This window comes from Vibrio sp. D420a (assembly GCF_030248625.1).
Classification (GTDB): Bacteria; Pseudomonadota; Gammaproteobacteria; order Enterobacterales; family Vibrionaceae; genus Vibrio; species Vibrio fortis_A.
Map to the genome: position 1 here is coordinate 83,908 of NZ_JAHGAN010000011.1, position 21,512 is coordinate 105,419.

At 45.8% G+C, this 21,512-nt stretch carries 20 protein-coding genes; 10 read left to right on the forward strand and 10 right to left on the reverse strand.

Features of this window, described 5'->3' with window-relative positions:
- The first annotated feature begins 16 nt into the window (after positions 1 to 16).
- A complete protein-coding gene (gene metQ / locus KI743_RS09570) occupies positions 17 to 826 on the forward strand; it encodes a methionine ABC transporter substrate-binding lipoprotein MetQ (RefSeq protein ID WP_150893676.1) in 810 nt (269 codons plus the stop codon).
- Between the two features lie 93 nt (positions 827 to 919).
- Here metQ and lamB read toward each other — a convergent pair whose 3' ends face one another.
- The 3 genes from lamB to syd form a co-directional block, all read right to left on the reverse strand.
- Positions 920 to 2,122, reverse strand: a complete 1,203-nt coding sequence (gene lamB / locus KI743_RS09575) for a maltoporin LamB (protein WP_285466150.1) — start codon at positions 2,120 to 2,122, stop codon at positions 920 to 922.
- A 358-nt stretch (positions 2,123 to 2,480) separates the two neighbouring features.
- Positions 2,481 to 3,257: a Zn-ribbon-containing protein gene (locus KI743_RS09580; protein WP_150869149.1), complete on the reverse strand. Its 777-nt coding sequence runs from the start codon at positions 3,255 to 3,257 to the stop codon at positions 2,481 to 2,483.
- A gap of 1 nt (position 3,258) precedes the next feature.
- Positions 3,259 to 3,804 (reverse strand): SecY-interacting protein, encoded by a 546-nt coding sequence (gene syd / locus KI743_RS09585; RefSeq protein WP_032551662.1) that lies wholly within the window; start codon positions 3,802 to 3,804, stop codon positions 3,259 to 3,261.
- A 131-nt stretch (positions 3,805 to 3,935) separates the two neighbouring features.
- Here syd and queF point away from each other — a divergent pair, with 131 nt between their 5' ends.
- From queF to KI743_RS09615, 6 genes are all read left to right on the forward strand, one after another.
- Positions 3,936 to 4,781, forward strand: a complete 846-nt coding sequence (queF, locus tag KI743_RS09590; RefSeq protein WP_150869150.1) for an NADPH-dependent 7-cyano-7-deazaguanine reductase QueF — start codon at positions 3,936 to 3,938, stop codon at positions 4,779 to 4,781.
- Between the two features lie 72 nt (positions 4,782 to 4,853).
- Complete coding sequence (locus tag KI743_RS09595) at positions 4,854 to 7,112, forward strand: lipopolysaccharide assembly protein LapB (protein WP_152469178.1); 2,259 nt, start codon at positions 4,854 to 4,856, stop codon at positions 7,110 to 7,112.
- A gap of 118 nt (positions 7,113 to 7,230) precedes the next feature.
- The gene (locus tag KI743_RS09600; protein ID WP_285466155.1) at positions 7,231 to 8,796 is read left to right on the forward strand and encodes a GGDEF domain-containing protein; all 1,566 of its coding nucleotides are present in this window, start codon (positions 7,231 to 7,233) and stop codon (positions 8,794 to 8,796) included.
- A gap of 262 nt (positions 8,797 to 9,058) precedes the next feature.
- On the forward strand, positions 9,059 to 10,426 hold the full coding sequence (ppnN, locus tag KI743_RS09605) for a nucleotide 5'-monophosphate nucleosidase PpnN (RefSeq protein WP_285466157.1): 1,368 nt from the start codon (positions 9,059 to 9,061) through the stop codon (positions 10,424 to 10,426).
- Between the two features lie 97 nt (positions 10,427 to 10,523).
- Positions 10,524 to 11,300: a flap endonuclease Xni gene (gene xni, locus KI743_RS09610; RefSeq protein ID WP_150869152.1), complete on the forward strand. Its 777-nt coding sequence runs from the start codon at positions 10,524 to 10,526 to the stop codon at positions 11,298 to 11,300.
- Positions 11,301 to 11,461: 161 nt separating this feature from the next.
- The gene (locus KI743_RS09615; RefSeq protein WP_285466158.1) at positions 11,462 to 12,223 is read left to right on the forward strand and encodes a DNA/RNA non-specific endonuclease; all 762 of its coding nucleotides are present in this window, start codon (positions 11,462 to 11,464) and stop codon (positions 12,221 to 12,223) included.
- A 101-nt stretch (positions 12,224 to 12,324) separates the two neighbouring features.
- Here KI743_RS09615 and rlmM read toward each other — a convergent pair whose 3' ends face one another.
- Genes rlmM through KI743_RS09635 form a run of 4 tightly spaced genes read right to left on the reverse strand, consistent with a single transcriptional unit; the run spans position 12,325 to position 15,328 of the window.
- Entirely contained in the window at positions 12,325 to 13,416 is a 1,092-nt protein-coding gene (gene rlmM, locus KI743_RS09620; protein ID WP_150869153.1) for a 23S rRNA (cytidine(2498)-2'-O)-methyltransferase RlmM, read from the reverse strand.
- A complete protein-coding gene (locus KI743_RS09625) occupies positions 13,413 to 13,811 on the reverse strand; it encodes a DUF423 domain-containing protein (RefSeq protein WP_285466159.1) in 399 nt (132 codons plus the stop codon). Before KI743_RS09625 ends, rlmM begins: the two co-directional genes overlap by 4 nt.
- Positions 13,801 to 14,427 carry an alpha/beta fold hydrolase gene (locus KI743_RS09630; protein ID WP_285466160.1) on the reverse strand — a complete coding sequence of 209 codons (627 nt, stop codon included), beginning with the start codon at positions 14,425 to 14,427 and terminating at the stop codon, positions 13,801 to 13,803. The genes KI743_RS09625 and KI743_RS09630 overlap by 11 nt, the downstream gene beginning before the upstream one ends.
- Positions 14,420 to 15,328, reverse strand: coding sequence for a transcriptional regulator GcvA (locus tag KI743_RS09635; RefSeq protein ID WP_032551652.1), 909 nt, complete (start codon positions 15,326 to 15,328; stop codon positions 14,420 to 14,422). The genes KI743_RS09630 and KI743_RS09635 overlap by 8 nt, the downstream gene beginning before the upstream one ends.
- A 478-nt stretch (positions 15,329 to 15,806) precedes the next feature.
- Here KI743_RS09635 and KI743_RS09640 point away from each other — a divergent pair, with 478 nt between their 5' ends.
- The gene (locus KI743_RS09640; RefSeq protein ID WP_285466163.1) at positions 15,807 to 16,487 is read left to right on the forward strand and encodes a glutathione S-transferase family protein; all 681 of its coding nucleotides are present in this window, start codon (positions 15,807 to 15,809) and stop codon (positions 16,485 to 16,487) included.
- A gap of 88 nt (positions 16,488 to 16,575) precedes the next feature.
- Here the strand turns inward: KI743_RS09640 and thiI are convergent, their stop codons facing one another.
- From thiI to pomA, 3 genes are all read right to left on the reverse strand, one after another.
- Positions 16,576 to 18,024, reverse strand: a complete 1,449-nt coding sequence (gene thiI, locus KI743_RS09645; RefSeq protein WP_032551649.1) for a tRNA uracil 4-sulfurtransferase ThiI — start codon at positions 18,022 to 18,024, stop codon at positions 16,576 to 16,578.
- Between the two features lie 295 nt (positions 18,025 to 18,319).
- Positions 18,320 to 19,270, reverse strand: coding sequence for a flagellar motor protein MotB (locus KI743_RS09650; RefSeq protein WP_032551648.1), 951 nt, complete (start codon positions 19,268 to 19,270; stop codon positions 18,320 to 18,322).
- Between the two features lie 11 nt (positions 19,271 to 19,281).
- Positions 19,282 to 20,046: a flagellar motor protein PomA gene (pomA, locus tag KI743_RS09655; protein WP_032551647.1), complete on the reverse strand. Its 765-nt coding sequence runs from the start codon at positions 20,044 to 20,046 to the stop codon at positions 19,282 to 19,284.
- Between the two features lie 317 nt (positions 20,047 to 20,363).
- Between pomA and xseB the strand changes: the two genes are divergently transcribed.
- Both xseB and ispA read left to right on the forward strand, forming a co-directional pair.
- Positions 20,364 to 20,606 (forward strand): exodeoxyribonuclease VII small subunit, encoded by a 243-nt coding sequence (xseB, locus tag KI743_RS09660; protein WP_032551645.1) that lies wholly within the window; start codon positions 20,364 to 20,366, stop codon positions 20,604 to 20,606.
- Positions 20,607 to 20,626: 20 nt separating this feature from the next.
- The gene (ispA, locus tag KI743_RS09665) at positions 20,627 to 21,511 is read left to right on the forward strand and encodes a (2E,6E)-farnesyl diphosphate synthase (protein WP_032551644.1); all 885 of its coding nucleotides are present in this window, start codon (positions 20,627 to 20,629) and stop codon (positions 21,509 to 21,511) included.
- Position 21,512 lies beyond the last annotated feature (1 nt).

Below are 21,512 nucleotides of genomic sequence, written 5' to 3' on the forward strand. Positions count from 1 at the left end.
TTAAAAGGAGATTATTATGAAATTCAGCCTAAAAAGTTTACTTGCTATCGCAGCAGCGGCATCAGCACTAGTGCTATCTGGTTGTGGCGAGAAAGAGATCGACACATCAAAAGTTAAAGTCGGCGTTATGGCAGGTGCAGAAGCTCAAGTAGCAGAAGTAGCAGCTAAAGTTGCAAAAGAGAAGTTCGGTCTAGACGTTGAGCTAGTGACTTTCACTGACTACGTAACACCAAACGCAGCACTGGATGATGGTTCAATCGACATCAACGCATTCCAGCACAAGCCATACCTAGATCAGCAAGTTGCTGACCGTGGCTACAAGCTAACTATTGCGGGCAACACATTTGTTTACCCAATCGCGGGTTACTCTAAGCAAGTAACTTCTGTTGACCAAATTGAAGACGGTGCACGTATCGCAGTACCAAACGATCCAACAAACCTAGGTCGTTCTCTACTGCTCCTTGAGCAACAAGGTCTACTAGAACTACGTGATGGTGTTGGCCTTCTAGCAACTGTTCGTGACATCGTAGGTAACCCAAAGAACCTAACTATCGTTGAACTAGACGCAGCACAACTTCCACGTTCACTGGATGACGTAGCGCTATCTATCATCAACACAACTTACGCAAGCTCTATCAACCTAACTCCACAAAAAGATGGCGTTTTCGTTGAAGACAAAGAGTCTCCATACGTAAACCTAATCGTTTCACGTGAAGAGAACCTAAACGCAGAAAACGTACAAAACTTCGTGAAAGCTTACCAAACTGAAGAAGTGTACAACGCAGCGTCTGACATCTTCCAAGGTGGCGTAGTAAAAGGCTGGTAATCCACGCTTTTCACTCACTTCAATAATGAAGGGCTGACATTATGTCAGCCCTTTTCTTTACCCGATATTTTACGAGCAGCTATATAGTGTGGATTACCACCAAGCTTCTACCTGCATACCAAGACTCACTTCGCTGTTCTCGCCAGTGCCGAATGCATCGTCATTCTCTGCATCATGGATGTAGGTTGCGAAGATACGGAACTCAGGACGCGCCCAGAAACCCGTTTTAGGAACCCAAGCCTGTGCCACTGTAAATTTACCGCCGGCACCATCTTGGTTATTAATTTTCTCAACGAAGCCACCCAGCTCTAGCACAGTACGCATTTTCTCATCCCACTTGTACAGTGGTCGAATAACCGCACTGAAAGACTCATCTTTGGTATTGTTAGCACCTACATCCGTCGCGTAGGCATAGCGAACCGTGTGACCAAATTCGATGTTTTCGCCAATAGAAACCACACCCCAGTTGATCAAACGGAAACCTTCAGCGTTGTTGTTGTTCTCGTCACGCACCAAGTTACTGCCTGTACCGAAGGTAGTCATCTGCTCGGCATAACCAGAGTTTGCAACTTGTAAGATGGTTTTGTTAAATCCACTCGGTAAGTTCTGGTTCAAGCTTGCTGTTAGCATCACACTATCATCAGCATCAAGCGATTGGTCTTTCTTCTCTTTGCCAAAGTTAAAGTCAACACCTAGCTCTAAGTCTGCATTTTTCCATAGTGGGATACCCGCGTAGCGAACATCGGCAATCATTGCTGTTGTCTCTTTCCCATCATCAACGTCGCCCGTCACCGTGTCTTGAATTAGGGCCAGAGAGAGTTTACCTGGGCCTAAGTTAATGTGCTCAACACCACCACCAATACCGCTCACATCCCAGTAGTAGTTATCGATGATGTGCACGTCATGACGTTGGTAGTAACGCTCACCCGCCCACATAGTAATGTCTTTGTCGTCGAACAGACCCGTCGCTTGGATGTTCAGCTGTACCACTTCCACATTGCGATCTTTCGCGTTCTCATCTTGGCCTTCCCAGTAAGCCAACATCGAATCAATCAGGAAAGTCGATTCTTCATCATTGAACAGCTCTTTCTTAAAACCAAACTCGCCATATAGGTCATTTTCGTTGCCTAAACGACCTACTTTATTCACTTCCCATTTGCTATTTGAGCCGCCGTTGTCACTCATTCCGACACCGCCACGCATGTAGCCATTAAATTCCAATGGTGCCGTCTCAGCCAGTAAAGTGGGAGTAACTAAAACAGAAGTAAGGGCAGCGGCAATTGGTAACAGTTTCATAATCCATTCCTTTCGTATCAATGATTGAACTTATCATTTTATAAATGGGAACATTCCCATGGGATCGATCCCATTTATATTGGCAAGATTATAAAAAGGAAGTTATTAGATAGATTATTGTGATCCAGATAACTATTGATGAAGGCTAAAGTTGATGCAGATTGGATTATTGGAATGAATATTTTTTGTCGATTTAAGAATTGAAGGGGTGGGAAATAAAAACAGAGATATGCAACTAAGACATTAATATAAAAAGAGAAAACAGGGCAAAGAAAAAGCCCTCACACCATAGTGTAAGGGCTTTTAAAATAAAGACTAAGTTGATAGTGATTACTTACACACATCTCAACTTAAAGAGCTATTTGATATGATCCCATGACATATTGGAAACGATACGACAGTCATCACATTTGAAATGGAAAATATCGTGAAGCGGTTCATCTAACAACCACTCACCACCACACTTGGGGCACTTTCTAGCTTGCTCATCCGCAAGACTCTTACCGCCGACTCGGTACTGATAGTAGTATGTCGGCACTTTTGACAAGTACTCTAAACGACCTCGTAGATCCCAACCGCGCTTGAACAGCACACTGTCAGCATCGCAAATTTCATGCAGCGCCGCGTGCTCAGCACGACAGCCACCAGCCATCTGAATTTCGTCACACGCCTGCCACTCAGTTTGCCACTTCACTACCGCTTTATGGTCACCGTTGGAAGTCGGCGGATTGCGATAAAGTGGGATTGGCAACAAGGTTTCACCGCTACGCAGTGGCGAGCAGGTATGAACATAAGTGGTGTAAAGCACTTGCCAGCTTGGCTGTTCTTCTTCAGCTGCTTCTTCGGAGTTTAGGTCGCGGCCAAGCATGCGCATTTTCGGCGCTAGCAAGCTTGCTTCGGATAATCGGTTAAAGCAAACTTTCACAAAATCTGAGTGGTTTCTTGGGTGTAGGCTATCTTGTTCAGGGCAAACAACACGAACAAAGAACTCACCCTCGCCCATCACAACCGGGAACTCACGGCCTAATACCTGCCCGTTATAACGCAGCGCATCCATCAGACCATTGATTGCCTTATCGACCGCGCTAATAGTGGTGTTATCAAAACACTCGAATTGAAGTTCTACAACGTACATCTTAAACAGCCGGTTCCAATTTCTCTAAAAATTCAGCCAGCGTCTCTGTCAGTACATCACGGTTGCTGGTACCAAGGCGCTCAAGAATGACATTACCTGTTAGGTTACAGATAGAGATCACGTCCATATCGGCATCTGTTGCGGCAATAAATACCGTAGGCTTAAGCTTTAGACGGCGCTGAGTCACTAGGTGCCCAAGAATGTTTTCTTGAAGACGAACAAAGTCTTCATCGCTCCAAACTTGTAGTAGTGTCAAAGGGTTGCCATCAAAGGTCGCATCCATGTCTGCACTGTATTGCGCGCCGTAGAATGTCTTAATATCTTCATGCAGTGATAATTCAATACCATTTTCAACGTTGGTAAAATCTGCATGTTGCTCGCGAGGATAGTTTTTCCATAACACAGCACCCGACAACTTTTCTTCAACGCATGGAGAAACCAGATCTGCTAGCTCTTCACTACGAGGTAAAGATTGATGTTGCTGCTGCCAAGCATCGACATACTGCTGACTGAATGAAAGTAGTGCGTCTTGGGCACGTTGAGTCATGAAAATCTCCTAAAGCGAAAATAATAATTAGAATCGGGCACCTTTCCACGTCGATTAAGCGATGACCTAATGACACAGTAATGGGGATTCAGTAAAATCGCCCCCATTCTAATCGAATTTGAAACGAAAGTATGAGCAAATATTCTGACGCTAAAGAGCTAGCGGGTTTAACCCTAGGTCAAAAAACTGAGTACGCTAACCAATACGATGCTAGCCTACTGCAGCCTGTTCCACGTAGCTTGAACCGTGATGACCTCGCTTTAGGCGACGAACTGCCATTCATTGGTCACGATATCTGGACTATGTATGAGCTATCATGGCTGAATGACAAAGGTCTACCTCAGGTGGCTGTGGGTGAAGTTTTCATTCCAGCGACAAGTCCGAATCTCATTGAATCAAAATCTTTCAAGCTGTACCTAAATAGCTACAACCAAACTCGTTTCTCTGATTGGGAAGCGGTAACTGAGCGCCTGACTCAAGACTTGTCAGCGTGTGCAGGTGAAACAGTACTGGTTAACGTAAACAAGGTGACTGATTACACCAATCAACCGATTGTTACTATGCAAGGCGATTGCATTGATGATCAAGATATTGAGATCACCAGCTACGACTTCGAAGCATCAATCTTGGAAGGTGCGGCAGAGCAAGAGCACGTTGAAGAGACTCTTCATAGCCACCTTTTAAAATCTAACTGTCTGATCACCAATCAGCCAGACTGGGGCAGTGTTGAGATTGCCTACACAGGTTCAAAAATCAACCGTGAAGCCCTGCTGCGTTATCTTGTCTCTTTCCGCGAGCACAACGAGTTCCACGAGCAGTGTGTGGAGCGCATCTTCACTGACATCATGAAGTACTGTGCACCAACCAAGCTGACAGTGTTTGCTCGTTATACTCGTCGTGGCGGCTTAGACATCAACCCATACCGCTCAACAGAACAGGATAAACCTGCTCACAACATGCGTATGGCTCGTCAGTAAATCATTGGAAGATTTCGCCTCTAACTCTGTATTTCGTCTTTATATCTACAGTTCGACTTAAAGGAAAATAAAATGCGTTGGTTAACTTTTATTGGCCTGCTGCTTGTTAGCTTAAGTGCTTCTGTTAGCGCCTCGGTATACTCATCGGCTCTACTTAACGAAGCCAATAACTTGGTTGAGATAGAACCAAGCCGAGCCAAACAGATGGCCAACAGTTATCTAACGCTTCGTGTCCTTTCGGATCAAAGCGAGAAAAGCCCATCCGCCATTTCTCGCGAAGAGACGGACTCTTCCATTCGTACCCCGAATAGCAGTATTGATGCCTACAAAATCCTTGCTAAGGCAGAGTTCAACTTAGGGCATACACGCACCGCGATTCAACATATCGAAACCGCAAGCGAACTAGCAAAGACCTACAAGCTTCAGTACTTGGAGCTTGACCTTGAGATCTTAAAGACGCGCTTGTTGTGGCTCAATAACCGTAAATCAGCGGAAGCCAAAGAAGTACTGACTAGCATTGAAGCAAGTCTCCAATCGATCAGCCAAACCCTGCGTTTGACCGAAGGCATTACCTACCGCTTAATTATGCTTAAAGCTGAAATCGCTTCATACGAGAACCAGATTGATGAAGCTGAAAGCCTATATCAACGTGCTAAAGCCTTTCTAGACCAACGCTACTCAGAGAAAGTGACCATCGACTACCACATTGCGGTGGGTGAGTTTTATCTGACACACAAAGAGTACAACCACGCGCTGTCTGAGCTACTTTACGGTTATTGGAAATCGGTTGAAGGAAACCTGAGTGCACGTTTGGCGAAGGTAAACCGCTTATTAGCACAGCTCTTTTTTGAAAGACAGGTGTTGGATAAAGCGGTTGAACACCTTTCGCAGGCAGCCGACTTTTATGACAACTTCGAAAACTCACCGATTCTGGCTCAAGTATTGAAAAAGATGGGTGATGTGTACTACTTCCAAGGTAAGTACAACCTCGCTCTAGTCCACTTCTTCAACGTTTTGGATCATGAGAGCACCGACCGCGATATTAACCAAGTCATTGATATTCGTCTGAGTCTATCGGCGACTTACTTACGCCTGTACAACTACCCATTAGCAGAACAATACCTGTCGCGAGCGCTTGAACTGCTTGAGTACACAGACAACCTTAAACTCGAAGGTCGTGCTGCTTTACTTTCAGCAGGGCTTGCTTACCACCTTCAAGACAGCGACCAAGTGATCAAATACGCTCAGCGTGCACTGGATATCTCACGACAAGTTGAGAATATGCGTCTGTCACAGCGCTCATACCACCTACTTTCATTGGGTTATGAACAGGCACAACAGCCTCAAAAGGCGCTCGAGAACCTCAAACAATACACCTCTCTGATCTCACTTGAGCAGCAGAACCTCAACCGAATCAGTGAAGATGCATTCCGCCAGCAGAAAGAGTTTGCTGAGCGTACTCTGCACTATGCCGGACAAGCTGAAGAGCTAGAGCTGTACAAAGAGGAGCATCGTAAATTTCAGAAGATCTCTTTTGCGCTATTCCTATTCAGCATCATCTTATTTTTCTTTGTGCTACGCCGTGGCTACATCATTCAGAGCCAAGTCAGAGAAAATGATCGCCTGAGTACTGACCTCTTTACTCACTCGCGTTCTAAACTGCCAAACCTAAGAATGCTCAATGCCAAGCTGTCTAATTCACTTGAACAGACCAGCCAGACTTTCGAGCAGTGGCAGCTTGGTGAACTCATTCATGAGCCGCTAAATGACCGCCTGCGTTTTGTGATGATTGACCTGCCATTCCTGCGCAACATGTACACACAAAATGGTTATAAAGCAGGTCTTGAGCTCGAAGATGCGTTTGGCGAATATCTGAAAACCAAGCTTGATGGGCCGTCACGTATTTATCACTTCTCTGATGCGAATTTGTTATACATCGAGCCAAATTCAGACCGTGATGCATCTCCAGAGGCGATGTTCCGCAAGATTCAATCTTGGATCTCTGACTTTGAGCCAGAGCGTAATATGAATCGTACCATTCGCGTTGGTATTGCTGATTACCCATTCTTACCGCGCGCCTATACCGCTATCAATGACCAAGAGCTACTCGATGTGCTGCTGATGTCGACCAACATTGCGCGTGAAGTGAGCCTCAAAGAGCGCAGCAGCCAATGGGTCTATTTGAAGGCTATCGACAATGCGCCAGCAGCGAGCCTTGCAACTGGTAACATAAGAGAAGCGTGTAAAATCGCTATTAATCAAGGGTTAATAAAAATACAATCCTCTTATCAGAATGAGGACAATATCAAAAAAATGCTAAAAGATGAGTGATTTGCGAGCGGTTAATCGTTCGAAACAGTGACCTTATTTTTAGTTTTGTTATTATCGATAGATTGGCATTTCATCAAAGCGATCGTAATCGATCTACGTGGCACTAATTTATTGACCTATGGGCATTCTCGAACAAGACATACAGGCTCAGCTGCATCAACTGAAAACTCAGTTAGATCAGGCGCGTCTGAATCAGAGAGACACCTCGTTCAAGTTCATACGTGAACAAAAGGTCCTTAAACGTATTGTCACATCGTTAAGCGATGCTTGTGTCGGCACCAATGACCACCTTGATGAAAATTTAATCGCCCTTAGGGAAGCGCTGCAAAAACAGAAAGATGTCAGCTCAATGATTCCGAAGTTGGCTGTTTTGGAGCGCATGCTAAAACAAAAAACGGTGGCTATGGAAAAACAGAACGGATATTTAGACCAAAGCATCAAGCACAGTGGTGAAACTCTGCAGCGCGTGACGGGCCTACCGGCTCAGATTAAACGCGACCTGCGTAATCTACTGAGTTTTTCTGAAGGCAATGGCAGTCAGAAAATCGACCATGCAATGAAACTGCTCAGCATCTACGAGCGCGCAGTGAAAATCATGGCGACTAATTCCCGTTCTCACTTTTCCGATGCAGATAGCTCCCCAGAAAAAGCGTTACTCGCTGACCTATCAACGGAACTGCAACACCTAATCACTGAACTCGATTTTGAGGGTGAATCCGGTGACTTGTTAATTGATATCCGTGCCAAGCTGCTCCTAGGTGTTACGACTGAAAACCTGTTTGAACTGACACTACAAGTGTTAAAACTAGTGATTGAAGGGACTAATCTAGAGCGTAAAAAGTCAGAACAGTTCATTGAACAACTGAACGCGTCTCTCTCAGCAAGCATTAAAACAGCCGACCAAAACAGTGACCAAAGCCAAACCTACTTTGAACACCGCCAGAGCCTTAACAATGAGCTCGGCAATCTAGTAGGCAAGAGCCAGCAATCTGTCGAACAAGCTACAGATATTCAAGTACTTAAACAGTCTATAACCCCACTGTTGAATGAGATCGCATCACTTTCTGAAAGACTAAGTCACGCCGAGCAAAAAGAGCAGGCTCTGATCGATCGAATGAGCTACGGCAAAACCCAACTTGACTCCCTGTACGAAGTGACTCAAGACTATCGTCGTCGCCTTGAAGACCAGGCGCAGCGTATGTTGCTTGACCCACTGACTAAGGTCTACAACCGCACCGCATTTACCGACCGTCTCGAGTTAGAGTATCGTCGTTGGATTCGTGCTCAGCACTCGCTGCGTGTGGTTTTGCTTGATATCGATCACTTTAAAGCCATCAACGATAGTTTCGGTTACACCGCGGGTGATAAAGCCCTGAAGATCATCGCTCGCACCATAACCAAAGAGCTGTCTAAGACTGACACCGTAGCGCGTTTCTCGGGTGAAGAATTTATTCTACTGCTACCGGAGCAGAACGACGAATACTGCCATCAAGTGATTCAGAGCATTCAGACACAAGTGAGCCGACTGCCGTTTAAGTTCCGTGATCAGCAGATCACCATCACTCTATGTGCGGCAAGTACTCAATTCAGCCAATCAGATACTCCTGAAGAGGTGCTTGAGCGCCTAAATCGAATCCTAACTAAGGCAAAACAGCGCGGTACTAACCAGCTCGTTTGGCAATAACTGCCTCTCTCTGAGAAATTATTTCTCTTTTTCAAATACTTATCACATACCAAATAGGAAAATGTTTGCTAAGCTAATGGTTAACATTTGCTTAACAAGCCTTTCTGGCGATCAAGCCTGTGCCAAGACCATTTAGCAAGGCATAGAATAACGTGATTATCATCAAACGCCCTCTGGCTTTGTATACCTTGCTTCACTACTCCCGAGTTTGAGGGTGACGTTGCATCTTGTCTCCCCAACTCTTATTCAACAAGGAGGCACTATGATCACTCATATCAGTCCTGCCGGTAGCATGGATTTACTCTCTCAACTTGAAGTTGAGCGCCTTAAGAAAACCGCATCCAGTGATCTATACCAACTGTATCGTAACTGTACCCTAGCGGTACTTAACTCTGGCAGCCACACCGACAACTCGAAAGAGCTGCTGGATAAATACCTCTCTTTCGATGTTGAGGTGGTAAGGCGCGAGCGCGGCATTAAGCTCGAGCTGCACAATCCGCCTGAGCATGCCTTTGTTGATGGCGAGATCATAAAGGGTATTCAAGAACATCTATTCTCAGTGTTACGTGACATTGTCTACGTCAACATGCACCTTGCCGATAACCAAAGGCTCAACCTGACCAATGCCACCCATATCACCAACTTGGTCTTTGGTATCTTAAGAAACGCAGGCGCATTAACGCCGGGCATTGAACCTAACTTAGTTGTTTGCTGGGGCGGTCACTCCATCAATGCCAACGAATACCAGTACACGCGCGAAGTGGGCAACGAGCTTGGCCTGCGTGAACTCAATATCTGTACTGGTTGTGGTCCCGGTGCGATGGAAGGCCCAATGAAAGGCGCGGCCATTGGTCATGCCAAACAGCGTTACACTGAGCACCGTTACCTTGGCTTAACCGAGCCATCGATCATTGCTGCTGAGCCGCCAAACCCAATAGTGAATGAGTTGGTGATCATGCCAGATATAGAGAAGCGTCTCGAAGCCTTTGTGCGTATGGCACATGGCATCATCATCTTCCCTGGTGGTCCGGGTACAGCAGAAGAGCTGCTCTATATCCTAGGTATCATGATGCACCCTAACAATGCGGATCAGCCAATGCCGATTGTGCTAACGGGTTCGAAAGAGAGTGAAGAGTATTTCCGCTCTATTGATCGCTTTATCGGTGAGACACTGGGTGAAGAAGCTCAGAAACACTATGAGATCGTGATTGATGATCCTGCTAAAGCGGCGAAAATCATGAAACAAGCGATGCCAGCAGTACGTTCACACCGTAAAGAGACCGGAGATGCGTACAGCTATAACTGGTCACTGCATATTGAGCCTGAGTTCCAACTGCCATTTGACCCAACTCATGAGTCTATGGCGGCGCTCGATCTACACATGGATCAGAAGGCAGAAAACTTAGCGGCAAATCTACGTAAAGCCTTCTCAGGTATTGTGGCGGGTAACGTCAAAGCAGAAGGCATTCTAGAGATTGAAAAACACGGCCCATTCATCATTGATGGCGATAAAGCGCTAATGGCGAAAATGGATAGACTGCTCAATGACTTTGTAGAGCAGCATCGTATGAAGTTGCCGGGCGGCACCGATTACGTACCGTGTTATAAGATTGCACAAAACAACGACTGACCATTCTGCACAGAGCATTTCAACTGCTTAAGCGATACGTTACTATAAGGGGCGAGTTTATCCGCCCCTTTATTTATTGCTTAGTTATTGGAAACTTATGTCTATCCATCTTGTTATTATCGATGCCCTTAACCTCATCCGTCGCGTTCACTCTGCACAGCCGGATCCAAGCGATATAGCAAGAACCATCACCACAACTACGCGAACGCTAAATAACATCATCAAAGAGTCGAAACCAAGTCATATCATTGCTGTGTTTGATCACCACCTACAAGATCGTGGCTGGCGCGCAGAGATTCTACCGAGCTACAAAGAGAACCGTAAACCAATGCCTGAGCCATTAATGGCAGGATTGGATGCCATTCAACAAGCTTGGTGGGATCTAGGTATCGACTCTCTGTTATCCGATGGGGATGAAGCGGATGATTTGGTCGCAACGCTTGCCAAGAAAGTAGCAGACCGCGGTCAAACGGTAACCATTATCTCAACCGATAAAGGCTACTGTCAGCTGCTCTCTCCTACTCTACAAATTCGCGATTATTTCCAACACCGTTGGTTAGACACGCCTTTTATCGAAGCTGAGTTCGGGGTTAAACCGAGCCAGCTTGCAGATTACTGGGGCTTAACCGGTGTAAGTTCTAGTCAAGTACCGGGAATTCCAGGGGTTGGGCCCAAGGCTGCCAAAGAGATCTTAACCAGCTACCCTGATATTGAAGCGGCCTACCAAGCTGAAGACCTGCCGAAAAAGTATCGTAAGAAGTTCGATGAACATATTGAGTCTGCACGTGTATGTAAGCAGGTTTCCGCGTTGAAAACCGACATCGAATTAGGGTTCAACCTTCAAGATATCCGCTTCAATAACAGTCCTGATTAACTTCATTGCATGTTAATCAATCCTGTTGTGTTCTCCTTTACATTCACAAGCTTTTAATAAAGTTAATCAATACCTTACCAAGTGCTGATTAACTTTTAACCGCCATCACAGTCTTGTTAATATAAGTATTTATTTTCATTGCTCCAATAAGGAGAAACACAATGAAAAAAATACTACTAATTTCACTCACTACCCTCTTGCTGCATGTCGCCCCTTTTAGTTCCGCATCGGAAACATGTGGAGAACACCTTGTTAAAGGCATGCCCTCTAACAACAGCGATCAAGTGCTTTGCCGAACTGGATATGCAGTCGGCTACAACTATCAAACCAAGAATGCTGATTGGGTGGCGTATCATGTCACTAAAGAAAGCGTGAATGCGCAATTCAAGCGCAGTAACAAGTTCAAGGCTGATGCTGAGTTACCTGAGTATGCACAATCCACATTAAGTGACTATTCCAAATCAGGGTACGATCGTGGACATCTTGCGCCGTCCGCAGCGATGGATTTCAGCCAACAATCAATGCAAGAGAGCTTCCTGTTAAGCAACATGTCTCCACAACTTCCTGGCTTTAACCGTGTCGGTTGGCGATTATTAGAGGAGCACGTAAGAGATCTCGCGAACGAGTACCAAGAATTGTATGTCGTGACGGGGCCTATATATGAAGGCAATGAAGCCTCTATTGGAGATGGTGTTGTCATCCCAAGTGCATTTTACAAAGTTATCTTGGACCCATATTACAACGATGCCATCGCGTTTATCGTGCCTCACCGAGATGTATCCGGTAGTGAACTTGTCAACTTTGTCACGACCATTGATGACGTAGAGGAGCGCACCAATTTAGACTTCTTCGCCAATACCAGTGACGACATTGAAAACTCAATGGAGGCAATGCTATGGGAGATGTGGCCAACACCAGAGTAGGCACAGATTATCGTCATCCGTAACTGAGTCGATTGTCCTAAATTGATGGTCGATAAACAAAAAACGCTCCTAAATAGGAGCGTTTAACGTCATCGTTTCGCTTAGTGTGGAGAGATGTTTGACAGCGACTGAATGTGTACCGTGATCTCTTCACGGTCATGGTATAAGTGCTTCGCCTGCATCTTAAACTTCACTTTGTTTTCGATCAGGAACTGCTTCAGGTTCTCGATGTCTTGTAGAACCTCATCATAGCGACCTTTCATCGGAAGCTTGAGGTTGAACAGTGCCTCTTTCGCCCAACCTTTGATGATCCACTCACCCATGAGGTGTGCAACACGAGCAGGCTTCTCAACCATGTCACAGATGATCCAAGTAACGTTCTTACGGTCTGGTTCGAACTTAAAGCCATCCACCATATGGTGCTTGATTTGACCTGTTTCCATCAGGCTATCAGCCATCATGCCGTTATCGACACAGTGAACGAACATAGAGCGCTTCACCAGTTGGTAAGTCCAACCGCCCGGACACGCACCTAGGTCGACACCCCACATACCCGGCGCAAGGCGCTCATCCCACTCATCACGTGGAATGAATACGTGGAATGCTTCTTCAAGTTTCAGCGTTGAACGGCTTGGCGCGTCTGCAGGGAACTTAAGGCGTGGGATACCCATGAAGAACTGAGAATTGTTGTTCGGGTAAGAGTAACCAACAAAGCAGTGACCCGGAGCGATGAAACACAGATGAAGTACTGGCTTCTTCGGATTATCTTTCGCGGTCATCAAGCCTTTGCCACGCATTGCTTGACGCATCGGCACGGTAAACTTACGACAGAACTTCAGTAGCTCCTTCGCTTCGTTAGTATCAGGCGTTTCGATACGAATGTCGCCACAGCGTGGGAAACCTTCTTTGTCTGCCAGCTCATCAAGGATTGGAGAGATACGATCATCTTTTGGCAGATCTTTGATTTCAACGGCTACTGCTAGCATTTGACGAGCAAAGATCAGCGACTGGAAATCAATTTCTTTGATCAAACGATCCGCTTCGCCATCTTGATAACACTCAAACAATACAAAGCCAGTATTGTTTTTTAAGCGAGGAAAACCAAACACTTCCAGCTGTGTTGCTTTGTCTTGAATTTCGCCAGCACATTCTTTTTCAAAACCAGAGCGACAATAAAGTAGTACGTGTTTCACTGAGTTACCTCTTTTATATTCAAAGCAGCGAAGGAGAAGACTCCCCAACCAATGATAAATAGTAGTCCACCTAAAGGCGTTATTGGACCAAACCATTTAATTCCTGTCAGCGCCAGCGCATAGAGGCTGCCACTAAAACAAAGGATGCCGATGATAAAGCAAATTGCCGCAATGAAAAAATATTTTTGTGATTTAGCACCAAGTTTCAATCGCAGCAAGATAGCACACGCCACAATCGCGAAGGTATGAATGAACTGATACAAGACACCGGTTTCGAACACACCCAATAGATAAGGGGCTAGCTGAGATTTAAGCCCGTGTGCTGCAAATGCCCCAAGCATCACCGCAATCGCACCTGATGCGCCAGCAAAGATAAGCAGTCCCTTATTTTTCATCGATGGCTCCTTTAATGAACTTAGCCAGTTTCTCGACCGCTAGTGCAATGTTTTGCTTTTCAGTATGCCCTGAGCTCTTACGTGGCTTGAAGCTATGGTCACCATCCGGAATAAACTCAACAGAAACTGAGTCAGAGAGATTAAACGCAGGAAACTCTTCACGCTTACCAAAGGTATCGCGTTCCCCCTGTAAGATAAGGCACGCTTTACTCAGCTCAGCTAAGTGCTCACCTTTATACTTATCCGGTTTACCCGGCGGATGGAAAGGAAAGCCCAAGCAAGCGACGCCAGCCACTTTCTCATGCTCAGACAAGTGGCTGGCCATACGCCCGCCCATCGATTTACCGCCGATAACCAGTTTCTGGGCATCGACTTGCTCAATCACCTCTTGGTACGCCTCTAAAAGCTTAGGCGCGCGATCTGGCGGTCGACGTTTACCATCTTCAGCACGTTTGATCATGTAAGGGAAATTGAATCGAATTACGCGAATACCTTTAAACGTCAGCCCCTTAGCGACTGACTGCATGAATTCATGCTCCATACCTGCACCTGCACCATGAGCAAACACAAAAGTGTACTGGCTATGCTCTTCACCATCGATAAGACAATTATTCATCGAGCAGTTCCTCTTGTTCACTCTGTGCTTTCGCCAACATCCAATCACGGAATGTCGCAATACGTCCCATGTCTGCCTGTTTGTCATGACACACAACATAGAAAGCATTCTTGCTAATTAACACTTCATCAAACGGCGCGATTAGGCGCCCAGCTTCAATTTCAGGTTGCGCTAATACGTTGTTGCCTAATGCGATACCTTGGCCGTGAGCGGCTGCTTGCAACACCATGGTTGAGTGACTAAAGATAGGACCGTGATTAACGTTAACCCCATCAATGCCATTTTGTTTTGCAAACTGTTTCCAATCTTTACGAGAGGTATCATGCAATAGCGTATGACATGCCAAATCACTTAATGATTCTAATGGTTTATTGCCCAATAGAATTGAAGGTGCACACAGTGGGATCAGATATTCTTGATAAAGTTTATCAGCTCGAAGGCCCGGCCAATTACCTCGCCCATAGTAAATCGCGACGTCAACATCGTCTGTCAGCGACCCCTCATCCATATCTACCGCTTTGATACGAACGTCAATATCAGGCTCTTGTTGATTAAAGTCCGCCAGACGAGGTACCAACCATTGAATCGCAAAGCTTGGTGGCAAGCTGATGGTCAATGCACCTTTCTCACTGCGCTCAAGCACCTTATCGGTCGCCTCAGCAAGCGATGTGAAGATGTCTTTAATGTCTAAGAAATAGCTCTGCCCCTCTTCGGTAAGCAGTAAAGAGCGATTCCTGCGGCGAAAGAGCTTCAAAGAGAGAAACTCTTCCAATGATTTTATCTGGTGACTCACCGCAGCTTGAGTAACAAACAACTCTTCTGCAGCACGCGTAAAACTCAAGTGTCTAGCCGCAGCTTCAAACACTCGTAAGGAGTTTAATGGGGGTAATCGACGAGACATAGTTACTCTCTAAAATGACATTAGTTTTTTTTATCTGAAACATTATAATTTGTCCATTGCTTAGCGGCTAGAGAAATTCTATATTTCCTCCCGCAGTCACTAGCCTGAACGGCTTGATTCTCTCTGAATCAATTGGCTTAGTCACTGCGATGTTGTGTTTGCAAACTCGTACTTTTCGAGTTGGGTAGAGTTCTACCAAATGTTTTGTTTTAGTTATCCCCTAAAACGAGGCATCTACTTCCTGTATTTATTTTGACCTGTCTGTCAAATTTCTTTACACCGCCTTTATGGCGGTGTTTTTTTATCTACCGTTTAATAACAATAAGTTTATCAATAGCTCACCTTATTGAAACACTCTTAATCAGACTGGCTTCTTGTTAATCTTACAAATTAAATTTGAACGGACGTTCAGGTTGAATTATAGTCAATGCACAAGCACGGATGTGCCGCAGACAAATAACGAACTAGGAGTTCACTGATGATTAAGTTCTACTTCCACCGTACCCCAAACCCAATGAAAGTTGCGCTCTATCTTGCAGAGACTGGTCTAGCCTACGAGCTTGTCCCAGTCGATACACTCAAAGGTGAGCAACACACTCCGGAATTTCGCCTAGTTAACCCAAATGGAAAAACCCCGGCGATTGAGGATGACGGCACACGCATTTTCGATTCCAATGCAATCCTGCTTTATCTATCAGAGAAAACCGGCTTATTTGCAGGTAAGCCACAAACGCGCGGTGAGTTGCTCTCTTGGTTGATGTTTATCGCATCAGGGTTAGGGCCTTTCTCGGGTCAATCGGTTCACTTTCATAAGGCGGCGCCAGAAGATCTTCCTTACGCAAAGAATCGCTACCGCCGTGAAGCACAGCGACACTATGAAGTGCTAGACAATCATCTGGCTGATAAGACGTACATGGTGGGTGACGAATACACTATCGTCGATATGGCGGCTTGGGGCTGGATAGACAAAGCGCCATTTGTTCTTGGTGATGACAACGCGCTTGATGAATACCCAAACCTAAAACGTTGGTTTGAGAGCATTAATGCACGCTCAGCGGTTGCCCAAGCGCGTGAGATTGAGAGTGGTATCGATTTTAAATCGACGATCGATGAAGAAGCAGCAAGAGCCCTATTTCCGCAGAACTTTCCTAAAGCCTAGAGCTCAGTTACTTGGAACATTCTGTTTCCAACGACCAATAAAAAAGCCGCTGTTATAGCGGCTTTTTAGATGATGTGTGGAGAGTGATCTAAGGGCGGTACACTTTCACGTTAGAGAAGCCTTGCTCTTGCAAGTAAAGCGCTTGCAGACGGCTCATAACACCACGGTCACAGTACAGTAGGTACTCTTTGCTCTGGTCAAGATCACCAAACTGCGTTGCGAGCTTGTAGAAAGGCAGGTGCTTCACGTCAACGCCATCGATCTCTAGTGGGTTTTCGTCTTCCTCATCAGGGCTACGAATGTCCAGTACGATTGCGTGCTCAGCAACAGCTTGAACCTGCTCAACTTCAGGCGCTTGCTCTTGGCTCTCTTTCTCGATGTCACGAATGTCCATCACGCGAGCGTTCTCGATCACTTGCTCAAGCACTTCAAAGTTAAACTTCGCTTCTTCCGCTTCTAGCTTACCTTTCTTCGCTTTTACTGTTGGCTTCTTAGAGATAACACCACAGTATTCAGGCATTACTTTTGCGAAATCTTCAGTACCAATGTTACGAGCAAGGTCGATGATGTCTTCTTTGTCCCAGTTGATCAGAGGACGAAGGATCAAAGTGTCTGTTACGTTATCGATGTGACGTAGGTTAGTCAGCGTTTGGCTTGATACCTGACCTAGTGCTTCACCTGTAACCAGTGCTTCGATCTTGAACTTCTCTGCAACCATACCACCAGCACGCATGAACATACGCTTAAGTACAACGCCCATTTGGCCGTCTTCAACGTTCTCAAGAATTTCAGCGACTACTGGTTCGAAGTCGATAGAGATGAATTTCACTTTTGCAGAAGAACCGAACTTGTTCCACAGGTAGTGAGCCACTTGCTTAACACCGATCTCGTGTGCGGGACCGCCTAGGTTAAAGAAGCAGTAATGTACTTTAGAGCCACGCTTGATATGTAGGTAGCTTGAAACACCAGAGTCAAAACCACCAGAGATCAGGCTCAATACGTCTTCTTGCGTACCTAGAGGGAAACCACCTAGGCCCTTATGACGAGCGATGATCTGGTTAAGCTTGTCGTTTGCAATCTCAACTTTTACCGTCACTTCAGGATCTTTCAGCTTAACGCTTGCCGATTCTACCGCTTGATTTAGACCGCCACCAACGTAACGCTCTAGCTCGATAGACGTGAACTCGTGCTTACCACGACGCTTGGCACGAACAGAGAAAGTCTTACCTTCGATGTCGCCACGGCTACGCTCTAGTACCTGCTCGAAGATATCGTGTAGGTCTTTGAATTCAGACTGTTGAACTTCAAGTGAGTGGTGGATACCTGGAGTTTGAGTCAGGATCTCAAGTACTTCTGGGTAGTACTTATCGCTCTCAGAAGTTACCTCGATGTGATCACGACGGTTGAATACCGCAACGCTTTCACAGCGACGCTGGATAACGTTACGAATGTTGCACTCTAGAATCCTTGTGAAGCGCTTACGCACCGATTCACTTTTTACAAAAATTTCCGGATGGGGCTTAACAATAAATTTCATAGTACTTTCACAACATTAAACAAGTTTAAGGGACTCGGCGCTAAGCAAAAAACTGAGATTTCACCGAGCACTTGAAGCAAGAATAGATCATATCTAAATCTAAGGGCGCGAATTATACATGAGAAAGTCATACAAGGAAAAGAATGCTTGCCCTAACCCTATCATCAACTGGGAATAAGCACTCAACCTGTAGAGTTTGTACTGCTAAACACAGTAAAAGGTTTAGTTTTCCCACAAAAAAGCCCGAGTCGATATAACTCGGGCTTTCGATTTGAGCTTTATTATTGAAGTGATTCTATTCAGTCACGACCGGAACTTCATCACTGTAGAGCGGTTCGCCCTGCATGATGCTGATCTCAACTCGGCGGTTAAGACTTCTTTGCCAGTCAGTATCATTCGGCTCCAGTGGCTCAGTATCTGCCATGCCTCGTACTCGTAGTCGCTGGTGAGAGAAACCTCTAACCTTCTCCATCTCTTGAGCAACCGATACTGCTCGCTGAGATGAGAGATCCCAGTTTGAACGGTACAGCTCTGAATCTAGGCGTTGGTTATCGGTATGTCCTGATATGCGCACAATACCCGGTACGTCTTTCACCAACTCAGCCACCTGTCTTACCAAAGGACGGAACTTAGGTTGCAGGAACGCCGAACCTTCAGGGAAAGCACCCTTCTCACGAATTCGAATCACAATCTGCTGACCTAGGTTCTCAACCTCGATTGCACCTTGGTCAATCTCGCGTTCCAAGGCTTTCTTGATGCTCTCCATCAAGGTTTCCATCTCTTGAGACTGTGCTTCAGACTGTTGCTGTTGTTCCTTCTCGGACTCAGAGTTTTGGTTGTCATGAGTCGACGTCTCTGGAGACTTACCGCCAGTCATCTTACCTTGGTCACGCATGGTACCACCAGCACGCTCAGACTCTCCTTCATGAAACTCTAAAGTTTGCTGGGTAATATCGATGGTCTGCTGCATGATGACATCGATCGGTGTCGGCTCTGGACGCCCCGGACGAAACTCTTGCGCTATGATGCTGGTCCCCTTTGGAATGTCTTTCACTTCCAAACGGTTTTGTACACCAAAGGCAAACTTCATCGAACCGGCGATCTGTTTAAACTTCAGTACGTCCATCTCAGAGAAAGAGAGCAGCAGTACGAAGAAACACATCAACAGTGACATCAAGTCAGCAAAGGTACCCATCCATAAAGGTAAGCCGGGGGGCGGACATTTACAGGGAGTTTCTTCTTCCATTACCGAGCTCCTTAATCAGCTTCGCCATCTAGAAGACGTTTGCCCTCATTGAGGTAGTTCTTCAGGTAACCATCGATAACACGTGGGTTTTGACCATCTTGAATCGCTAATACGCCATCCATTACTAGGCGGCGGTTTAGCGTCTCTTGTTCACGACGCAGTGCCAGTTTGTCGGCAATCGGGAAGAACACCATGTTAGACAGGATCGCGCCGTAAAGTGTCGTCAAAAGTGCTACCGCCATCGCAGGACCGATCGCTTTTGGATCATCCATGTTCGAAAGCATCGCAACCAGACCGACCAGAGTACCAATCATACCCATCGCCGGAGCAACGTCACCGAAAGCGCTGAACACTTTACCGCCCTGCTCATGACGCTCATCGGTTAGAGCAATATCTTTCTGCAGTGCTGCTCTTACTACGTCAGCATCGTGGCCATCTACCAACAGGTCGATGCCCTTCTGCATGAAGCTGTTATTGATTTCCATCTCTTCGAGTGCAAGAAAACCACCTTTACGTGCCGCATCTGCCATCTCAACCACTTTCGCGATCAGATCTTCTGGCTCGTCAGCTTTGAACATAAAAGCTTTACCTGCAATCTTTGCAGCACCAAAGAACTGACCCATTGTGAACTTCATCAAGACCACAAAGGTTGAACCACCAACCACGATCAAGATCGAAGTCGTGTCATAGAACATCCCAAGGCTTCCGCCCAAGATCATCGCCATGATCACGAAGGCAAATCCACCAATTAAACCTATTAGGGTTGCTAAATCCACTGAGCACTCCTCATGCTTTTTCTTGTTCTACCTCGAGAATAATCTTCTTATCGGCAAGACTATAAGATCTTTTAGAAAATTCTTAGCCTAAGTATCACACTTTTGAGTCTGAATGACATTAAGACTTATGAATAACTGCGCATGACAAGTAAGCACATCGGAAGTAGGTCTTCTCAGACGTGGCACTTCTATAGTCACACCGATATGGCTGCCAAGCGCCCGATAAAACAAACTTTCTAGCAAATTTTATTGGTTACATTTGACCATCTCTACGCCCTAGGGTAACGTTCGTTCATCTTTCCAAACGCAGAACTATTATGGCTACTAAGAAACCGGAAAATATGAGCTTTGAAGCAGCAATTGAAGAGCTTGATGGCTTGGTTGATCAACTTGAAAATGGTGATCTAGCTTTAGATGATGCGCTGAAGAAATTCGAGCGTGGAATTGCACTAGCTCGTGCAGGTCAAAGCAAACTCAACGACGCAGAACAGCGCGTGAGCATTCTTCTTCAAAACGACGAAGATGCTGAGCTAAGTGACTTCAACCCACAACCAGAATAACGAATAGTATGAGATCCCCTATGATTGAGACTTTAACGTCTTATCAAGCACGTAATAACGAGCAGTTAAACCAATGGCTTGATCGCCTTCCACATCAAAACCAAAACCTAATCAAGGCTATGCGTTATGGCTTACTGCTAGGTGGAAAACGCGCACGTCCATTTCTTGTCTACATCACAGGGGAAATGCTTGGTTGCAGCGCTGAAGAGCTAGACACACCAGCATCAGCGATTGAGTGTATCCATGCCTACTCATTAATTCACGATGACCTACCCGCAATGGACGACGACGAACTGCGTCGCGGTCATCAAACCTGTCACATTAAATTTGACGAAGCCACGGCTATTCTTACCGGTGATGCACTACAAACGCTGGCCTTTACTATACTTGCAGAAGGCACATTAAGTGCTGCTGGAGAGAGTAACCGCGTACGTATGATTCAACGCCTAGCTGAAGCCTCTGGTGCTCAAGGTATGTGCATTGGACAAGCACTCGATTTAGAAGCGGAAAACCGCACTATTTCGCTGCAAGAGCTGGAAGAAGTCCATCGTAATAAAACGGGTGCATTGATGAAGTGTGCCATTCGTTTAGGTGCATTGGCCGCAGGCGAGAAAGCCTTCGAGGTGCTGCCGCAGCTTGATAAATTTGCCGACGCGATTGGTTTAGCTTTTCAGGTTCAAGACGACATTCTCGATATCATTAGTGATACAGAGACTCTTGGTAAACCACAGGGTTCTGATGAAGAACTGAACAAAAGCACCTACCCTTCTTTGTTAGGATTGGACGGCGCTCAAGAAAAAGCTCAAACTCTATTGAACGAAGCGCTTCAAGCTTTAGACGCAATCCCATACAATACCCAGTTACTCGAAGAGTTCGCCCGATATGTCATCGAGCGCAAGAACTAAG

What these genes read in the sequence shown, in the direction of transcription:
- thiI (WP_032551649.1), bottom strand. Translation starts at nt 18,024, where the DNA reads ATGAAATTTATTGTTAAGCCCCATCCGGAAATTTTTGTAAAAAGTGAA.
- ppnN (WP_285466157.1), top strand. Translation starts at nt 9,059, where the DNA reads ATGATCACTCATATCAGTCCTGCCGGTAGCATGGATTTACTCTCTCAA.
- KI743_RS09630 (WP_285466160.1), bottom strand. Translation starts at nt 14,427, where the DNA reads ATGAATAATTGTCTTATCGATGGTGAAGAGCATAGCCAGTACACTTTT.
- syd (WP_032551662.1), bottom strand. Translation starts at nt 3,804, where the DNA reads ATGACTCAACGTGCCCAAGACGCACTACTTTCATTCAGTCAGCAGTAT.
- ispA (WP_032551644.1), top strand. Translation starts at nt 20,627, where the DNA reads ATGATTGAGACTTTAACGTCTTATCAAGCACGTAATAACGAGCAGTTA.
- KI743_RS09595 (WP_152469178.1), top strand. Translation starts at nt 4,854, where the DNA reads ATGCGTTGGTTAACTTTTATTGGCCTGCTGCTTGTTAGCTTAAGTGCT.
- KI743_RS09615 (WP_285466158.1), top strand. Translation starts at nt 11,462, where the DNA reads ATGAAAAAAATACTACTAATTTCACTCACTACCCTCTTGCTGCATGTC.
- KI743_RS09580 (WP_150869149.1), bottom strand. Translation starts at nt 3,257, where the DNA reads ATGTACGTTGTAGAACTTCAATTCGAGTGTTTTGATAACACCACTATT.
- KI743_RS09600 (WP_285466155.1), top strand. Translation starts at nt 7,231, where the DNA reads ATGGGCATTCTCGAACAAGACATACAGGCTCAGCTGCATCAACTGAAA.
- KI743_RS09625 (WP_285466159.1), bottom strand. Translation starts at nt 13,811, where the DNA reads ATGAAAAATAAGGGACTGCTTATCTTTGCTGGCGCATCAGGTGCGATT.
- KI743_RS09635 (WP_032551652.1), bottom strand. Translation starts at nt 15,328, where the DNA reads ATGTCTCGTCGATTACCCCCATTAAACTCCTTACGAGTGTTTGAAGCT.
- KI743_RS09640 (WP_285466163.1), top strand. Translation starts at nt 15,807, where the DNA reads ATGATTAAGTTCTACTTCCACCGTACCCCAAACCCAATGAAAGTTGCG.
- xni (WP_150869152.1), top strand. Translation starts at nt 10,524, where the DNA reads ATGTCTATCCATCTTGTTATTATCGATGCCCTTAACCTCATCCGTCGC.
- metQ (WP_150893676.1), top strand. Translation starts at nt 17, where the DNA reads ATGAAATTCAGCCTAAAAAGTTTACTTGCTATCGCAGCAGCGGCATCA.
- queF (WP_150869150.1), top strand. Translation starts at nt 3,936, where the DNA reads ATGAGCAAATATTCTGACGCTAAAGAGCTAGCGGGTTTAACCCTAGGT.
- xseB (WP_032551645.1), top strand. Translation starts at nt 20,364, where the DNA reads ATGGCTACTAAGAAACCGGAAAATATGAGCTTTGAAGCAGCAATTGAA.
- lamB (WP_285466150.1), bottom strand. Translation starts at nt 2,122, where the DNA reads ATGAAACTGTTACCAATTGCCGCTGCCCTTACTTCTGTTTTAGTTACT.
- KI743_RS09650 (WP_032551648.1), bottom strand. Translation starts at nt 19,270, where the DNA reads ATGGAAGAAGAAACTCCCTGTAAATGTCCGCCCCCCGGCTTACCTTTA.